Source organism: Streptomyces sp. NPDC002463 (assembly GCF_042889835.1).
GTDB lineage: Bacteria > Actinomycetota > Actinomycetes > Streptomycetales > Streptomycetaceae > Streptomyces > Streptomyces nymphaeiformis.
On the sequence record NZ_JBIARL010000018.1, the window covers coordinates 111,089 to 126,781 of the forward strand.

14 protein-coding genes are annotated in these 15,693 nt (G+C 74.8%); 8 read left to right on the forward strand and 6 right to left on the reverse strand.

The annotated features are described in order from the left end of the window. Position 1 precedes the first annotated feature (1 nt). The 3 genes from ACFYX3_RS31300 to ACFYX3_RS31310 all read right to left on the reverse strand — a co-directional run bounded on the left by ACFYX3_RS31300 (position 2) and on the right by ACFYX3_RS31310 (position 1,769). A complete protein-coding gene (locus ACFYX3_RS31300; protein ID WP_389020482.1) occupies positions 2–736 on the reverse strand; it encodes an ABC transporter ATP-binding protein in 735 nt (244 codons plus the stop codon). Continuing rightward, positions 709–1,569 (reverse strand): ABC transporter permease, encoded by an 861-nt coding sequence (locus ACFYX3_RS31305; protein WP_389020485.1) that lies wholly within the window; start codon positions 1,567–1,569, stop codon positions 709–711. The genes ACFYX3_RS31300 and ACFYX3_RS31305 overlap by 28 nt, the downstream gene beginning before the upstream one ends. A gap of 116 nt (positions 1,570–1,685) precedes the next feature. Then, positions 1,686–1,769, reverse strand: a complete 84-nt coding sequence (locus tag ACFYX3_RS31310; RefSeq protein ID WP_352027631.1) for a putative leader peptide — start codon at positions 1,767–1,769, stop codon at positions 1,686–1,688. A 175-nt stretch (positions 1,770–1,944) separates the two neighbouring features. Here ACFYX3_RS31310 and ACFYX3_RS31315 point away from each other — a divergent pair, with 175 nt between their 5' ends. The 3 genes from ACFYX3_RS31315 to ACFYX3_RS31325 are packed head-to-tail and all read left to right on the forward strand — an operon-like array spanning position 1,945 to position 5,742. Then, a complete protein-coding gene (locus ACFYX3_RS31315; RefSeq protein WP_389020488.1) occupies positions 1,945–3,078 on the forward strand; it encodes a hypothetical protein in 1,134 nt (377 codons plus the stop codon). Positions 3,079–3,120: 42 nt separating this feature from the next. Next, a complete protein-coding gene (locus ACFYX3_RS31320; RefSeq protein ID WP_359512934.1) occupies positions 3,121–3,669 on the forward strand; it encodes an FABP family protein in 549 nt (182 codons plus the stop codon). 36 nt (positions 3,670–3,705) lie between these two features. After that, the gene (locus tag ACFYX3_RS31325) at positions 3,706–5,742 is read left to right on the forward strand and encodes a prolyl oligopeptidase family protein (RefSeq protein ID WP_389020491.1); all 2,037 of its coding nucleotides are present in this window, start codon (positions 3,706–3,708) and stop codon (positions 5,740–5,742) included. Between the two features lie 10 nt (positions 5,743–5,752). Here ACFYX3_RS31325 and ACFYX3_RS31330 read toward each other — a convergent pair whose 3' ends face one another. After that, entirely contained in the window at positions 5,753–6,736 is a 984-nt protein-coding gene (locus ACFYX3_RS31330; protein ID WP_385661098.1) for a LuxR family transcriptional regulator, read from the reverse strand. A 159-nt stretch (positions 6,737–6,895) separates the two neighbouring features. Between ACFYX3_RS31330 and ACFYX3_RS31335 the strand changes: the two genes are divergently transcribed. The 3 genes from ACFYX3_RS31335 to ACFYX3_RS31345 all read left to right on the forward strand — a co-directional run bounded on the left by ACFYX3_RS31335 (position 6,896) and on the right by ACFYX3_RS31345 (position 10,308). Beyond that, positions 6,896–8,308 carry an aminopeptidase P family protein gene (locus tag ACFYX3_RS31335; RefSeq protein ID WP_116162328.1) on the forward strand — a complete coding sequence of 471 codons (1,413 nt, stop codon included), beginning with the start codon at positions 6,896–6,898 and terminating at the stop codon, positions 8,306–8,308. Positions 8,309–8,520: 212 nt separating this feature from the next. Beyond that, positions 8,521–9,717 (forward strand): exo-alpha-sialidase, encoded by a 1,197-nt coding sequence (locus ACFYX3_RS31340; protein ID WP_389020495.1) that lies wholly within the window; start codon positions 8,521–8,523, stop codon positions 9,715–9,717. Positions 9,718–9,876: 159 nt separating this feature from the next. Further along, on the forward strand, positions 9,877–10,308 hold the full coding sequence (locus tag ACFYX3_RS31345) for an STAS domain-containing protein (protein WP_359512941.1): 432 nt from the start codon (positions 9,877–9,879) through the stop codon (positions 10,306–10,308). Here ACFYX3_RS31345 and ACFYX3_RS31350 read toward each other — a convergent pair. Both ACFYX3_RS31350 and ACFYX3_RS31355 read right to left on the reverse strand, forming a co-directional pair. Next, a complete protein-coding gene (locus tag ACFYX3_RS31350; RefSeq protein ID WP_376584339.1) occupies positions 10,239–10,943 on the reverse strand; it encodes a response regulator in 705 nt (234 codons plus the stop codon). The two genes, ACFYX3_RS31345 and ACFYX3_RS31350, sit on opposite strands and share 70 nt — an antisense overlap. Positions 10,944–10,945: 2 nt before the next feature. After that, complete coding sequence (locus tag ACFYX3_RS31355; protein ID WP_389020500.1) at positions 10,946–12,268, reverse strand: sensor histidine kinase; 1,323 nt, start codon at positions 12,266–12,268, stop codon at positions 10,946–10,948. 204 nt (positions 12,269–12,472) lie between these two features. Here ACFYX3_RS31355 and ACFYX3_RS31360 point away from each other — a divergent pair, with 204 nt between their 5' ends. Beyond that, positions 12,473–13,174, forward strand: coding sequence for an ABC transporter ATP-binding protein (locus tag ACFYX3_RS31360; RefSeq protein WP_389020503.1), 702 nt, complete (start codon positions 12,473–12,475; stop codon positions 13,172–13,174). Continuing rightward, positions 13,171–15,669, forward strand: a complete 2,499-nt coding sequence (locus ACFYX3_RS31365) for an ABC transporter permease (protein WP_389020506.1) — start codon at positions 13,171–13,173, stop codon at positions 15,667–15,669. The genes ACFYX3_RS31360 and ACFYX3_RS31365 overlap by 4 nt, the downstream gene beginning before the upstream one ends. The last annotated feature ends 24 nt before the right edge of the window (positions 15,670–15,693 follow it).

Consider the following 15,693-nt stretch of genomic DNA (forward strand, 5'->3'; position numbering starts at 1 on the left):
GTCAGGGCGTCGCGCTTGGGGTCAACTCCGCCTCATCAACGCCCAGTTCGGCGAGAAGGCGGGCGCGGAGCGCGGCGAGTGCGGGATCGCCGGGGGAGCGGGGGCGGTCGAGGTCGACGGCGGTGTCGTACGCGATCACGCCGTCCCGCATCACCAGCGCCCGGTCCGCGAGCAGCAGCGCCTCGTCGACGTCGTGCGTGACGAGCAGGACCGTGCAGCCGCGCCGCCGCCACAGCTCGGCCACGAGCCGCTGGGCCTTGATCCGGGTCAGCGCGTCCAGCGCGCCGAACGGCTCGTCGAGCAGCAGCAGATCAGGGTCCCGTACCAACGCACGGGCGAGGGAGGTGCGTTGGGCCTCGCCGCCCGACAGCGTCTTCGGCCACGCCCCGGAGCGGTGGCCGAGTCCCACCTCGGCGAGCGCCCGCTCCGCCACCGCCCGGTCCGGCTTCCCCGGCAGCCCGAGCAGCACGTTCCGCCAGACCTTCTTCCAGGGCATCAGGCGCGGCGCCTGGAAGGCGACCGCGCGGCGGCGCGGCACGAGGACCGTGCCGGAGACCTCCCGGTCGAGCCCCGCGAGGATCCGCAGGAGTGTCGACTTGCCGCAGCCGCTGTGCCCGAGCAGTGCGGTGAACTGCCCCGCGCGCAGGGTCAGGTCGAGTCCGTCGACGACGGGACGTCCGCCGAAGGAGCGGGTGAGACCCTGGACGGTCACTGCCCCGTGAAGGTCGGTCGCCATTGCAGCAGCAGCCTTTCGAGAGTGCGGACGAGGGCGTCGGCGAGCAGGCCGAGGAAGGCGTAGACGACCAGGCAGACGACGATCACGTCCGTGCGGAAGAACTCCCGCGCCTGGTTCATGAGGAAGCCGATCCCGGCGTCGGCGTTGATGGACTCGCCGAAGACCAGCGCGAGCCAGGCCGTCGCCAGGGAGTAGCGCAGCCCGGTCATCGCCCCGGGCAGCGCGCCCGGCAGGACGACGTGCCGGACCAGGCCCCACCGGCCGAGCCCCAGTGACTCGCCCGCCTCGACGAGTTGGGCGTCGACGCCGCGGATCCCGGCGTACACGTTCAGGTAGAGGTGGAAGGCGACGCCGAGGGCGATCAGCGCGACCTTGGGCGCCTCCCCGATCCCCAGCCAGATGATGAACAGCGGGATCAGACCGACCCACGGCACCGTCCGCAGCATCTGCACGGGGGCGTCGACGAGGTCCTCCCCGAGCCGCGAGAGCCCGGACACCAGGGCGAGCGCGATCCCCACCGCCCCGCCGAGCAGCAGCCCCACGGCGACCCGCCGCAGCGAGACTCCCATCGCGGTCGGCAGCGTCCCGTCCCCGACCAGGTCGCCGGCGGCCCGCGCGACGGTCCCCGGCGAGGCCAGCACGTCCGCCGGCAGGACCCCCGTCGCACTGCACGACTGCCAGAGGACGAGCAGCAGCACGGGGCCCACGGCCCGGCGCAGCCAGCGGGGAACGGACGGGAGGCGGCCCGGTCTCCGGGCGGCAGTGAGGGGTACGAGGTCAGGCAAAGGCGATATGTCGGGCAGGGATGAGGGCGGGGCATGGTCGACCGTCATGACGGACTCCGGGGGAGAGGGAGGTGAAGGTACGCCTCAGCGCCCATGGGCGCGGAGCGGACACACGCGCACGGGAGTCAGGGCGTCAGAAGGCGGGGCGAAGGTGTGAGAGGGCGTCAGCGACCGCGGCGACACGCGGCGGAGGCCACCCGCAGCAGGTCGATGTGACCGCGCGTGGTGAGCAGGGCTGTACGCAACATGGCGCGAACGTAGCGGCCGGCACGCGCGCGGTCAACGGTGTCTCGGACCCTGGACGCGCGATTACCGGAGCGTCCGCCCGCCGAACCGACGTGCCTCCGTGGCCGACACGTGATCAGCGGAGCCTAGTCTCCAACGGGGGCACTCGGACGACACGTTCACGACGGGGGACACGACATGACGTACCGGCGCGCGGCGATACCCGCGCTCATCGGCGGGCTGCTGCTCACCGCACTCCTGTGGTGGGCGGGCTCCAGCGCCGACGCGCTGCAGCTGCCCGGCAGCGTGGGGACGCTCGGCCCCGACGCGATCGCCGAGCTCCAGCGGTGGGTGACCCCCTGGTCGTACGACCCGCCGTCCTTCCTCGACTCCGGCGCGCAGGGCTCCGGCTACGCACCCCTGGGCGGCGACGACGACCGCGACCGCTACAACGGCCTGTACACGACCGGGCTCCAGATCCGGTACGGAGCGGTGTTCGTCGCCTTCGTCCTCGGCGCCCTCCTCCTGGTCCGCAGGCTCCCGCCGGTGCGCGGGCGCACCACCGCGGCGTTCCTCGCGCTGTGGACCTGGGGCGCGGCGGCCGGGACGCTGGCCGCCGCCGTGTCCGCACCCTGGTTCATCGCCGCGGCCGGGAACGGCAGTCACCGCTTCCTGCCCCAGCTGGCGAGCGTGACCGCCGGCGGACGGCAGCTCCCCGTGGCCGTCTCGCTCGTCGCGGCGGGAGCGACCGTCCTCGCCGCGCGGATCGCCGCCGAAGGCGCAGGCACGCCGCCCCGCACGGACGTCCCGGCCCGCGCCGCGCGCCTGGCCGCCACCGCGGGGACCGCCGTGATCGCCCTGTCCGTGGTGGTCCTCTCGTACCAGCCGGTCGCCGCCGCCCTCCAGGCGTACTCCCCGGACGGCGGCCTCCTCGCCGAACCCGGAGACCTGCTGCGCCAGTGGCTGCTGCTCGGAGCCTGGGACGCCCCGGCGGCCGGCGCGGTCGTCGACTGGCTCCTCCACCGGGCCTCCGACGTCCTCCTCCTCGCCGTCGTCTGGTGGGCCCTGAGCCGGCTCCCCGGGCTCCTCACCCGGGTCACGCTCCCGGCCATGGCGGCCGGCGCGGTCGGCGCCACCGTCCTCGGCCTCCTCGCGAGCCAGATCCTCCGGATCGCGGTCGTCCAGACGGGCCCCCAGCAGGGCCTCCTCTACTCCTCCGCCGCCATCGGCAACGGCATCCCGGCCGCCCTGACCTGCGGCCTCCTTGCCGGTGCCGTCGCCACCACGGTGCTCCGGCTCTCCCTGCGGGGCGCGCCGGAACCGGCGGCCTAAGCTGCCGTACGGCACAGGCCCCGACCCCAGGAGCACACCCTCATGAACGACCGCGACCGGCAGCACCCGTACCCCGACGCGTTCCGGGCGGACGAGGCGCCCGCGCCGCACGCGCTGCTCGCCCCGGTCGCCGGGCTGCTCGGGACCTGGGTGGGGCGCGGGCGGGGCGGCTATCCGACGCTCGCCGAGGACTTCGCGTACGAGCAGGAGGTCACCTTCAGCCATGACGGGCGGCCCTTCCTGCACTACGAGGCGCGGGCCTGGCTCATCGACGAGGACGGCACCCCGCTGCGGCCGTCGGCCCGGGAGAGCGGCTGGTGGCGGCTGCAGCCCGAGGGGCGGGTCGAGGCGCTGATCACCCAGCCGACCGGCATCGCCGAGATCGCCGTCGGCCGCGCGGACGGCGGCACCGTCGACCTCGGCACCCACGAGGTCGCCCTCGCGCCCACCGCCAAGCAGGTCGACGCCACCCGCCGCCGCTACACCCTCACCGACGAGGACACCCTCGACTTCGTCCACGACCTCGCCGCCGTCGGCCGGCCGCTCCAGCACCACCTCGCGGTACGGCTCCACCGCGAGAAGCGGAGCTGACGCCGGGACCGGAGGGCGGGCCTGCACAATACGGGGGTGAGCGATGACGACCCGTACCTGTGGCTGGAAGACATCTCCGGCGAGGCCGCCCTCGCGTGGGTGGCCGAGCGGAACGCCGAGACGGCGGACGTGCTGGCCGCCGACGCCGGGTTCGCCCCGCTGAAGGCGCGCCTGCGGGAGGTGCTCGACGCCTCGGACCGCATCCCGTACACCACGCGGCGCGGCGCGTACCTCTACAACTTCTGGCGCGACGCCGACCACGTGCGCGGGGTGTGGCGGCGCACGACCCTGGAGCAGTACCGCAAGGACGAGCCCGAGTGGGAGGTCCTCCTCGACGTCGACGCCCTCGCCGCCGCCGAGGGCGAGAAGTGGGTGTGGGACGGGGCGCGGGCGCGCCGTCCCGCGTACGACCGGGCCCTGGTGCGGCTCTCGCGGGACGGCGGCGACGCCGTCGTGGTCCGCGAGTTCGACCTCGGCACGCGGGAGTTCGTCGAGGACGGCTTCCAGGTGCCGGAGGCGAAGACGCGGATCGGCTGGATCGACGCCGACACCGTCTTCGTCGGCACGGACACCGGACCGGGCTCCCTGACCGACTCCGGCTACCCGCGCACGGTCCGCCGGTGGCGGCGCGGCACGCCGATCGAGGAGTCCGAGCTCGTCTACGAGGCCGAGGACAGCGACGTCTCGGCCTGGGGGTACCACGACCCCACCCCCGGCTTCGAGCGGGACTTCGTCGGCCGCTCGCTGGACTTCTTCCGCAGCGAGACGTACCTCCTGACGCCCGACGGCATGCCCGACGGCCCGTCCGGCGACACCACCGTGCGCATCGACGTCCCCGAGGACGCGCTCGTCGACGCCCACGGCCGGCACCTGCTCGTCACCCTGAAGTCCGAGTGGCTCGGGCAGCCCACCGGCTCCCTCCTGGCCTTCGGCTTCGACGCCTTCCTCGCGGGCGACCGCACCTTCGAGGTGCTGTTCACCCCGGACGCGCGGACGGCCCTCGCCGGGCACTCCTGGACCCGGCACCATCTGATCCTGGAGACGATGAGGGACGTCAGCGCCCACATCGAGGTCCTCACCCCGGGCCGCGACGGCGCAGGCTGGACGCGGACCCCGCTCGTCGGCGTCCCGGCGCTGTCCGCCGTCGCCGTCGTGGACACGGACCCGGACGTCTCCGACGAGTACTTCCTCGACGTGTCGGGCTTCCTCCAGCCCTCCAGCCTCCACCGCGGGTGGATCGGCGGCGAGACGGAGGTCCTCAAGCAGGCCCCGGACCGCTTCGACACCGCCGGTCTCACCGTCGCGCAGTACTTCGCGACCTCCTCCGACGGCACCCGCGTGCCCTACTTCGTCATCGGTCCCGACCACACCGCCACCGGACCCGGGCCCACCCTCCTCTACGGCTACGGCGGCTTCGAGGTCTCCCTCACCCCCGCCTACGGCGCCCTGCGGGGCCGGGGGTGGCTGGAGGGCGGCGGCACGTACGTCATCGCGAACATCCGGGGCGGCGGCGAGTACGGCCCGGACTGGCACCAGGCCGCGCTCGGCGCCGAGCGGCCGCGGGCCTTCGAGGACTTCGCGGCCGTCGCCGAGGACCTCGTCGCACGGGGCATCACCACCCCGGACCGGCTCGGCGCGGCGGGCGGCAGCAACGGCGGCCTGCTGATGGGCGCGATGCTCACCCGCCACCCGGAGCTGTTCGGGGCGATCGTCGCGCAGGTCCCGCTGCTCGACATGACCCGCTTCCACAAGCTCCTCGCGGGCGCGTCCTGGATCGCCGAGTACGGCGACCCGGACGACCCGGCCGACCTCGCCCGCCTGCGGGAACTCTCCCCGTACCACCGGATCGCGGCCGACCGGACCTACCCGCCGGTGCTCCTCATGACGTCCACCCGCGACGACCGGGTCCACCCCGGCCACGCGCGCAAGACGGCGGCGCGGCTGCGGGAGCTCGGCCACCCCGTGCTGTTCCACGAGAACACCGGCGGCGGCCACGCGGGCGCCGGGGACAACGAACAGGCCGCCCACAACAGCGCCCTCGTGCACACCTTCCTCCGGAGGCACCTCACCTGAGCCCTGGTGACTAAAGCCATCCCGCGCGCTGCGCCTGCAGCGCCATCTGGAAGCGGCTCGTGGCGCCGAGCCGGGCCATGAGCACCTGGATCCGGCGGAAGAGCGTGCGACGGCTGACCCCGATCTCCCGGGCGATGACGTCGTCGCTCGCTCCGCCGGCCAGGAGCCGGAGCAGCCGCCGGTCGGCCGGAAGCAGTCCGGCCGGCCGGACGGAACGGCCGTGCAGGGGCAGCGCGTTCTGCCAGGTCTGCTCGAACAGCGCGACCAGCGCCGACAGCAGACCGCACGGCTGCACCACCAGCATGCTGTTGTGGACGTCGGCCTCCTTGATGGAGAGCGAGACCATGGCGTACGACTCGTCGATGATCACCAGCTTCACCGGCACCGACGGCAGCACCCGCGCCTGCTCCCCGGCCTCCACGCACGGCTCGATCGCCGACTCCAGCTGGCCCGGGTACTCCAGCGACGCCTGCGAGTAGACGACCCGCTGGGTCACCCCGCGCGCCAGCGTCGCCAGCGCGTCGTCGGTGGCGCTGGGCAGCGGGAAGTACGGCGGGGAGTCCAGCTGCCGGATCTCCCCGCGCGCGCTGGCCCAGGCGTGCCGCATGCGGGGACCGACCGCGTCACCGGTCACCACCTCGACCAGGTCGTCGTGGTACGCGGCGAGCCGCTGCCGCCGGAACGACTCGAAGGCGCCCCCGACCGTGATCCGCGACTCGTCGAGCTCGGCCGCCCGGTGCCGCCCCAGGATCTCCAGGCCCGCGGCGGGAGGCACCGGGGCCACCGGGTCCGGGTCCTGCCCCGCCGGACTCGCCAGGCCCGCGTCGACCAGCTCCCCGTACGCCGCGGTCAGCTCCGCGCCGTCGAGACCGGCCGCGGAACCGATCGCGCTCAGCGGCGCGGGACCGAGTTCCAGGAGCTGGACGTAGACCCGGCGGGCCTCGTCGCCGATCCCGAGGAGCCGGAGCGCCTCACCGAGCTTCGCGTTCGCCATGGACCGCATTATCGACCCGCGCCGGCCGCCCCCGCCGCCCGGGTGTGGCCGATCCGTGCCACTGGCCGATCCCGGCACCCGGCGCGTCCGCGGCGCAGTACCGTCCGGGTGCCGCCGACGACCGGCGGCCGAGAACGTACCCGGAAGAAGGTGCAGGACGTGGCGAAGGGTCGCAAGAACGGCCTCTACAACGGCGTCTCCGAGGAGCTCTCCGCTCTGATGAGGACGGGGTGGGCGGACACCGAACGGCACGACCTCGAACCGGCCGAGCAGGCCCCGTTCGCGGCCGAGCGCCGTCTGGCGCTCTCCGCGCTCTTCCCCGGCGAGCGCCTGATCGTCCCCTCGGGCAAGCTCAAGTACCGCTCCAACGACGACACCTACCCGTTCCGCCCGTACTCCGGTTACGTGCACATGACCGGCGACCAGGCCCGCGACGGCGCGCTCGTCCTCGAACCCCGCGCCGACGGCGGCCACGACGCGTACTGCTACCAGCTCCCCCGCGACAGCCGTGACAACGACGAGTTCTGGATCGGCTACACCGCCGAGCTGTGGATGGGCCGCCGCCGCTCCCTCGCCGAGTCCGCGACCGTCCTCGGACTGCCCTGCCGCGACGTCCGCACCATCACCGAGGACCTCGCCGCCGGCACCGGCGTGCCGACCCGGATCGTCCGCGGCGTCGACCCGGCCCTCGAAGCCGCCGTCACCACCGACGAGGAGCGCGACGCCGAGCTGGAGGGCGCGCTCAGCGACCTCCGCCTCGTCAAGGACGCGTGGGAGCTCGGCGAGATGCGCAAGGCGGTCGACTCCACCGTCCGCGGCTTCACCGACTGCGTCGCCGAGCTGTCCCGCGCGATCGCCTCCTCCGAGCGGTGGATCGAAGGCACCTTCTTCCGCCGCGCCCGCCTGGAGGGCAACCACGTCGGCTACGGCTCGATCTGTGCCGCCGGCGACCACGCGACGATCATGCACTGGACGGACAACGACGGCCCGGTCCGCCCCGGTGAGCTGCTCCTCCTCGACGCCGGTGTCGAGACGCACTCCCTCTACACCGCCGACGTCACCCGCACCCTCCCCATCAGCGGCACCTTCACCCCGGTCCAGCGCCAGGTGTACGACGCGGTGTACGAGGCGCAGGAGGCGGGCATGGCCGCGGTGAAGCCGGGCGCTCCGTACCGCGACTTCCACGAGGCGTCCCAGCGCCACCTGACGGCGCGCCTCGTCGAGTGGGGCTTCATCGAGGGCCCCGTCGACCGCGCGTACGAGCTCGGTCTCCAGCGCCGCTTCACCATGGCCGGCACCGGCCACATGCTCGGCCTCGACGTCCACGACTGCGCGCAGGCCCGTACGGAGGAGTACGTCGACGGCGTCCTCGAACCGGGCATGGTGCTCACGGTCGAGCCCGGTCTGTACTTCCAGCCGGACGACCTGACCGTGCCCGAGGAGTGGCGCGGCATCGGCGTCCGGATCGAGGACGACCTGGTCGTCACCGAAGAGGGCCACGAGAACCTGTCGGCCGGTCTGCCGCGCTCCTCGACCGAGGTCGAGGCGTGGATGGCCCGGTTCGCGGGCTGAGCCTCCCGCCGGGGCTCGGACGAGGGGCCGTCCGCGTGAATTCACGCGGACGGCCCCTCGTGTCGTCCGGGAGTTCGGCTCGTCGTGCCGTGGGGGAGGGACGGTGGACGGACGGTCCGTGAGGTGAAGCGGCGTCAGGGGTCCGTGGGACGAGTCATCGTGATGGGACGTCAGGGGGGTCTGTGCGGCGTGTGACCGTGAGGAGCGGCCGGGTGGCCGTCCTGGCGCTCCTGGTGTCGGCCCTCGGCGGGCTGACCGCCGCCGGGCTCGCCGCGGTGGAGACCGGCCCGCCGGTGACCGCGGCCGGGTGCGAGGTGTCCGTCCCGTACACCGCCGGCACCGGCGGCTACGCGCTCTACCGCATCCCCGCGGCCGTACGGACCCGAGCCGGGACCGTGCTCGCCTTCGCCGAGGGCCGGCGCGGACGGGCCGGTGACAGCGGCGACATCGACATCGTCGTGCGGCGGTCGGCCGACGGCGGCTGCACCTGGGGGCCGCTGCGGGTCGTCGTAGCGGGGGACGGCGACACGCGCGGGAACCCCGCACCGGTCGTCGATCCCCGCTCGGGCGACGTGGTGCTGGTCAGCTCGTACAACGGCGTGGAGGCGACGGAGCGGCGGATCCTGCGCGGCGAGGTCCCTCCGGCCCGCGGCCGCCGCGTGTTCGTCCAGCGCAGCTCCGACGACGGGCGGACGTTCTCCGCCCCGCGCGAGATCACCGCGCGCGTCAAGAAGCCCGGATGGCGCTGGTACGCCACCGGGCCGGGCCACGCCCTCGCCCTGACGCGCGGCCCGCACGCCGGCCGGCTCGTCGTGGCCGCGAACCACTCGGCGGCGCCGCCCGAGGGCTCCGCGGACACCGGAGAGGAACCCGAGTACTACGGGGCGCACGCCCTCTACAGCGACGACGGCGGCCGCACCTGGTCCCTCGGCTTCGTGGACGACACCTACGACGGCTTCGTCAACGCCAACGAGTCGACGGCCGCCCAACTCCCCGACGGAAGCGTGTACGTCAGCTCCCGCGACCAGCTGGGGACGAGCCCCGGCAACCGCGCCGACGCCTCTTCGGCCGACGGAGGCGAGAGCCTCCACCGTCCCTTCGCGCCCCGGCGCGCCCTGGACCGCGTGCCCGTGGTGCAGGGCAGTCTGCTGTACGTGGGCGGCCGTGACGGGGTCCTGCTGTTCTCGGCCCCCTCGGTACCGGACGACCGCGCCGAGGCGGCCCTCTGGACCAGCACGGACGGCGGACGGACCTTCACGAAGGCGCTGACGGTGGACCGGCGGAAGGCCGCCTACTCGGATCTGGTCCCGCTGGACCGCGCCACGGTCGGCCTCCTGCACGAGACCGGGACGCGGAGCCCGTACGAGACCGTCGAGTTCCGCCGCATCCCGCTGCCTCCTGTCGCTTGAGCCGCTCCGTACGCATGTCCGGGCCCCGTGTGCCCGAACGGGGGAAAGCGGGGCGGATCTTCACCGGTTCAGGTGACAGCGGTCGAGGTGAAACGTCCCTCCCCGCAGAGGGGCGGCCACGCTCGACGTGACACATGGAGCCACCCTGTGGAGCGTCCGATGCAGCTGATCCCCCGTCATGACCCGTACCTCGTCGTCCGCTCGACCGGCGGTGTCACGGTCGCCGCCCTCCGGGGCGAGCTCGACCTCGTCCTGGTGCGGCACCTGCGGCCCGAGCTCGACGCCCTCGTCCGGGAGTCCGACGCCCTGACCGTCGACATCCGGCGCCTCACCTTCTGCGACGCCACCGGGCTGGGGCTCCTCGCCCACTGCGCCGGGCGCATGCACCGGCGCGGTGCGCGCTGGCGGCTCCACTGCGACCAGCCGTGGATCCTGCGGCTCATCCGGCTGACCGCGCTCGGCGACGTCCTCCGCCCCGAGCCCGGTCCTGCGGACCTCCTCGATCCTCCGGACCCGCTCGGTCAGCCGGCTCCGTCCGGACCGGCGGTGTCGCTTCCGGCCGAGCCCGGGGTGACGAGACCCGTCTCGTAGGCGGCGATCACCGCCTGGGCCCGGTCGCGCAGCCGCAGCTTCTGGAGGATGCGGGCGACGTGCGTCTTCACCGTCGCCTCGCTCAGCCGGAAGCGCACCGCGAGCTCGGCGTTGGTGTGGCCGCGCGCCAGGGCCTCCAGGACCTCCAGCTCGCGCGGCGTGAGCGTGGCCAGTTCGCGGTGCGGGGCGGCGGAAGGCCCGGAGGAGGACGCGGCGAAGCGCTCCACCAGGCGCCGGGTGATCGCCGGGGCGAGCAGGGCGTCCCCGGAGCGGACGAGCCGGACCGCCGCCGTCAGGTGCTCGGGGGTGACGTCCTTGAGCAGGAAGCCGCTCGCGCCCGCCGCGAGCGCCGCGTACACGTACCGGTCGAGGTCGTAGGTGGTGAGGACGACGATCCTCGGCGGCGCCGCCTCGTCCGCGAGGATGCGGCGCGTGGCCTCCAGGCCGTCCGTGCCCGGCATCCGGATGTCCATCAGGACCACGTCCGGCCGGGTCCTGCGGACCGCCGCCACCGCCGCGTCGCCGTCGGCGGCCTCCGCGACCACGTCGATGCCGTCGGCGGCGAGGATCATCCGGAAACCGGTCCGCACGAGCGCCTGGTCGTCGACGATCACCACGCGCGGAGCGCCGGCCACGATCACGGAACCTCCCACGGAATCACCGCACACACCCGGTATCCGCCGTGCGGGCGGCTGCCGGCGTCGAGCGTACCGCCGTACACCGCGAGCCGTTCCCGCAGTCCGAGCAGCCCGTGACCGCCGCCAGGTTCCGCCGACCGCCGCCGGCGCCCGCCCGTGTCGGACACCTCCACCCGCAGCCGGCCCGCCCCGTACTCCACCGTCACCGACACCCGCGCGCCGTCCGCGTGCTTCAGCGCGTTCGTCAGCGCCTCCTGCACCACCCGGTACGCGGCGAGGTCCACCCCCGCGGGCAGTTCCACCGGGACGCCCCGCACCGCCACCTCCACCGGCACCCCCGAGGACCGCACCCGGTCCGTCAGCTCCGTCAGCCGGTCGAGGCCGGGCTGCGGGGCGAGCGCCACGTCGGCGGCCGGATCGGGACCGTCCGCGGCCATCGTGAGCAGCCCCATCACGTGCCGCAGCTCCGACATCGCCGTCCGTCCGGCAGCCTCCACCGCCAGCATCGCCTCCCGGGCCAGCTCGGGGGAGGCGGCCAGGACCGTGCGCGCGGCACCGGCCTGAATGGTCATCATGCTCACGTTGTGGGTGACCACGTCGTGCAGCTCCCGGGCGATCCGCGACCGCTCCGCCTCCACCGCCCGGCGCAGCGCCGCCTCCTGCTCCTCCCGCAGCACCCGCTCCCGCTGCCGCCACAGATGGACGCCGTGCGAGGCGAGGGCGAGCGGCAGCAGGACGAGCAGGGGCACCAGGTCGCTGTCGACGTCGGGCACCAGGGGGAAGACCGCGTAGAGCAGCGCGCCGGCGAGGAGGGACGCCGCGACCGACTTGCGGTGCGGGCTGTGCATCGCCGCGCTGTAGGCCGCGACGAGCCCTGCGGCGAAGGTGGTCCGTGTGGCGTCGTCGGCGGCGTCCCCCAGGTGCAGGACCACGGAGGCGACCGTCACCACCCAGTACACGGCCAGCGGGAAGCGGCGCCGCAGCACCAGCGGCAGCGCGGTCAGCAGCGCCGCCACGACCTCCCAGGCCTCCACCGGCGGCAGCATGTGCTCCACGGCGTGCAGGGGGCGCGGGTCCGGAACCCCCGGTACGTCCGGGAGCGCGGGCGGTGCCGGAAGGTGCCCCGGCTCCGGCGTCCTGATCCCGGACGGCTCGGGCCGGAGCTCCACGTACGAGCGGTTCAGGTTCCCGACGAACGTGGCCACGGCGAGCGACAGCGCGAGCAGCCCGTCGGCCGTCCACGCCCAGCGGGACATCGGGGGCGGCGCGCCCAGGGTCCGCGATCCGCGCACCCGGCCCATGAACTCCTCGTACCTGCTCACCGGGGCAGTGTGCCAAGCCGGGCCGCCGGGGCGAATCGGCCCGGGGGACCAGGGCACCGTCCGCGCGGAGTACATCGCGCGGACGACCCGCCCGCGCCTCCGCCGCACACGGTACGGATCTTCGCCACCACAGCCGACGCGCCCGACGGTGGGCCGCTCCTAGCGTCGGGGCGATCCACTCGTTCCCCGACCCCGGAGGGCCTCATGACCCCATCCCGAGCCGAGCCGCTCATCGACCTGAGCGAGGTCGGCAGGACGTACGACGAAGGACCGGCCGCCCTCGCCGGGCTGAACCTCCGGGTGGCGCGAGGGGAGTCGCTCGCCGTGCTCGGCCCCTCCGGCAGCGGCAAGTCGACCCTCCTCAACCTCCTCGCCGGGCTCGACCGGCCGAGCACCGGCCGGGTGACCGTCGACGGGCTGCGCGTCGACGCGCTGAGCGAGGCGGCCTCGGCCCGCTACCGGCGCGACCGCATCGGCATGGTCTTCCAGTTCTTCAACCTCCTCGACGACCTCACCGTCCTCGACAACGTGCTGCTGCCGGCCCAGCTGGCCGGCATGGCGCGCGGCCGGGCGGCGGCACGCGCCGCCGAACTCCTCGAACGGCTCGGCGTCGCCCGGCACGCGCGCGTGCACCCCGGCCGCCTCTCCGGCGGCGAGCGGCAGCGCGTCGCCGTGGCCCGCGCCCTGATGAACCGTCCGCCGCTGCTCCTCGCCGACGAGCCCACGGGAGCCCTCGACACCGCGTCCGGCGCGGAGGTCCGCGACCTCCTGCGCGGCCTCAACGCCGACGGTCAGACGATCGTCCTCGTCACCCACGACCTCGCCCTCGCCGAGGCCTGCGCGACCCGCACGATCGAACTCGTCGACGGCCGTATCGCCCGCGACGTCGTGGCGGTGGCCCGATGAGCGCGCGCCCCGCGGGAGTCGGCGAGGGGATCGGCGGTACGAGCGTGCGTCCCGGCGGCACGAGTGGGGAGACCGGCGGCACCAGCGCGCGCCTTGCCGGACCGAGCGCAGGGATCGGTGGCCCCGGCCGGGGAACCCGCGGCGGCGCCCTCGGGCGCGTCGTGCGCGCCGGTGTCGGGCGGCGCCGCATGCAGACCGCCGTGATGGTGCTGACCACGCTGCTCTCGGTCGCCTCCGCCGTCCTCGCGCTCGGTCTCCTCGTCGCTTCCGGCGCGCCCTTCGACCGGGCCTTCGCCCGGCAGCACGGCGCCCACCTGACCGTGCGGTTCGACGGATCGAAGGTCACCCCCGGGCGGCTCGCCGCCACCGCCCGCGCGACCGGGGTGGCCGCGGCCTCCGGCCCCTTCGCCGTCACGTCCCTGCGCCTCAGCGCGGACCGGACGGCCCCGCCCGGTTTCGCACCGCCGCCGCTGACGGTCGTCGGCCGGGCCTCCGCCGCAGGACCCGTGGACGCGGTGACCCTGACGGAGGGCCGGTGGGCCACGGCTCCGGGCGAGATCGTCCTGGAGCGCGGGTCCGTCCCGCCGGCCTCGGGTACCGGGGAGCGGCTGACCGCCGACGGCGTGACCCTCACGGTGGTGGGCGTCGCCGAGTCGGTCGGCGAGAGCGCCGACGCCTGGGTCGTCCCCGACCAGCTCACGGCGCTCGCGGGCGGACGGCCTCCGGCGCTGCAGATGCTCTACCGGCTGACCTCCGCCGGCACGGCCGCCGAGGTGGCGGCCGGACGGCAGGCGGTCACCGCCGCCGTGCCCGCCGGAGCGGTGAGCGGCACCCGGTCGTATCTCGACGTACGGGAGAGCGCGCGTCGGAACACGGCCGCCTTCGTGCCCTTCGTCTCCGCCTTCGCCGTCCTCGGCCTGGGGATGTCGGTCCTGGTGATCGGCATCGTGGTGAGCGGCGCCGTAGGCGCGGCGACCCGCCGGATCGGGATCCTCAAGTCCCTCGGCTTCACCCCGTTCCAGGTGGGGCGGGCGTACGTGGCCCAGGCGCTGATCCCGGCCGCCGTCGGAACCGTGCTCGGAGTCGCCCTCGGCAACCTGCTCGCCGTGCCCATCATGGCGGAGGTGGCCCAGGTGTACGGGACGACGGAGGTCCTCATCCCCGTGTGGGTGGACCTCGTCGTGCCGGCCGGAGCCCTCGCCCTCGTGGCCGCCACCGCCTTCGGACCCGCCCTGCGCGCGGCCCGGCTGCCGACGGCGACGGTCCTCCGCATCGGCCCCGCCACCGGCGGCGGCCGGGGGCGCGCGATCCGCGGCCTGCTCGGGCGGCTGCCGCTGCCCCGGCCCTTCACCCTGGGCCTCGCCGGTCCCTTCGCCCGCCCCGGGCGCGCGGCGAGCACGGCGGCGGCGGTGACCTTCGGGACCCTCGCGGTGACCCTGGCCGTGGGCCTCGGCAGCACGCTCGTCGCGATCAAGGCGGACGGCGACCCGGACCGGGGCGGCGATGTCACCGTGCACACGGTCACCCTGGCGCAGGGGAAGCCCGGCGATCCGGGGCCGCTGCCGGGGAAGCCGGCCGATCCGGCCGCCGTCGCGGCGGCGATCGCCGCGCTCCCGGGTACGGAGTCGGCGTACCGGACGGCCCGCACCCAGCTGGACGTGGCCGGGCTCAAGGGAGGCGCGCCCCTGGTCGCGTACGAGGGGGACACGGCCGGCAGCCCGCACACGATGGTCTCCGGCCGCTGGTTCGGGGCCACCGGGGAGGCCGTCGCGGCATCCCGGTTCCTGCGCACCACCGGGGTCCGCGTCGGGGACGCGATCACCCTCTCCGAACAGGGCCGCACGGTCCGGGTGCGGATCGTCGGCGAGATCTTCGACCTCGGCGACGACGGCATGGCCCTGCGCACCACGGCGGCGTCCGTCGCCTCGCTCCGGGCCCGCTACGAGCCCGCCGACTTCGCCGTGACCGTCACCGAGGGCACGGACGCGGCGCGGTACGCGGAGCGCCTCGACGCCGCCGTGAGGCCGCTCCGGGCGGAGGCCGCCCTCACCGAGGGCAGCAAGTCGAGCGTCATCCGGGCGATGCAGGCCCTGATCGTCATGCTGACCCTGATGCTCGTCGCCGTCGCCTGCCTCGGCGTGCTGAACACGGTCGTCCTCGACACCCGCGACCGCGTCCGTGACCTGGGCGTCTTCAAGGCCCTGGGGATGACGCCGCGGCAGACGGTCACGCAGGTCCTCACCTCCGTCGGAGCCCTCGGCCTCGTGTCGGGCGCGGTCGGCGTGCCGCTCGGCACGGTCCTGCACGGCCGGGTGATGCCGGCGATGGGCCGCGCGGTCGGCACCACGATCCCGCCCGCCGACATCGACGTGTACGGCACGCCGCTGCTCGTGCTGCTCGCGACGGCGGGTGTCGTGATCGCGACGGCCGGTGCGCTGCTCCCGGCGGGCTGGGCGGCCCGCACGGCCACGGCCCGGGCGCTGAGGGCGGAGTAGGAGGGGAAGGAGGATACGGTCGCC

Excerpts from the sequence above, each read along its gene's own strand:
- ACFYX3_RS31300 (WP_389020482.1), bottom strand. The coding sequence starts at position 736 with ATGGCGACCGACCTTCACGGGGCAGTGACCGTCCAGGGTCTCACCCGC.
- ACFYX3_RS31305 (WP_389020485.1), bottom strand. The coding sequence starts at position 1,569 with ATGACGGTCGACCATGCCCCGCCCTCATCCCTGCCCGACATATCGCCT.
- ACFYX3_RS31310 (WP_352027631.1), bottom strand. The coding sequence starts at position 1,769 with ATGTTGCGTACAGCCCTGCTCACCACGCGCGGTCACATCGACCTGCTG.
- ACFYX3_RS31315 (WP_389020488.1), top strand. The coding sequence starts at position 1,945 with ATGACGTACCGGCGCGCGGCGATACCCGCGCTCATCGGCGGGCTGCTG.
- ACFYX3_RS31320 (WP_359512934.1), top strand. The coding sequence starts at position 3,121 with ATGAACGACCGCGACCGGCAGCACCCGTACCCCGACGCGTTCCGGGCG.
- ACFYX3_RS31330 (WP_385661098.1), bottom strand. The coding sequence starts at position 6,736 with ATGGCGAACGCGAAGCTCGGTGAGGCGCTCCGGCTCCTCGGGATCGGC.
- ACFYX3_RS31345 (WP_359512941.1), top strand. The coding sequence starts at position 9,877 with ATGCAGCTGATCCCCCGTCATGACCCGTACCTCGTCGTCCGCTCGACC.
- ACFYX3_RS31360 (WP_389020503.1), top strand. The coding sequence starts at position 12,473 with ATGACCCCATCCCGAGCCGAGCCGCTCATCGACCTGAGCGAGGTCGGC.
- ACFYX3_RS31365 (WP_389020506.1), top strand. The coding sequence starts at position 13,171 with ATGAGCGCGCGCCCCGCGGGAGTCGGCGAGGGGATCGGCGGTACGAGC.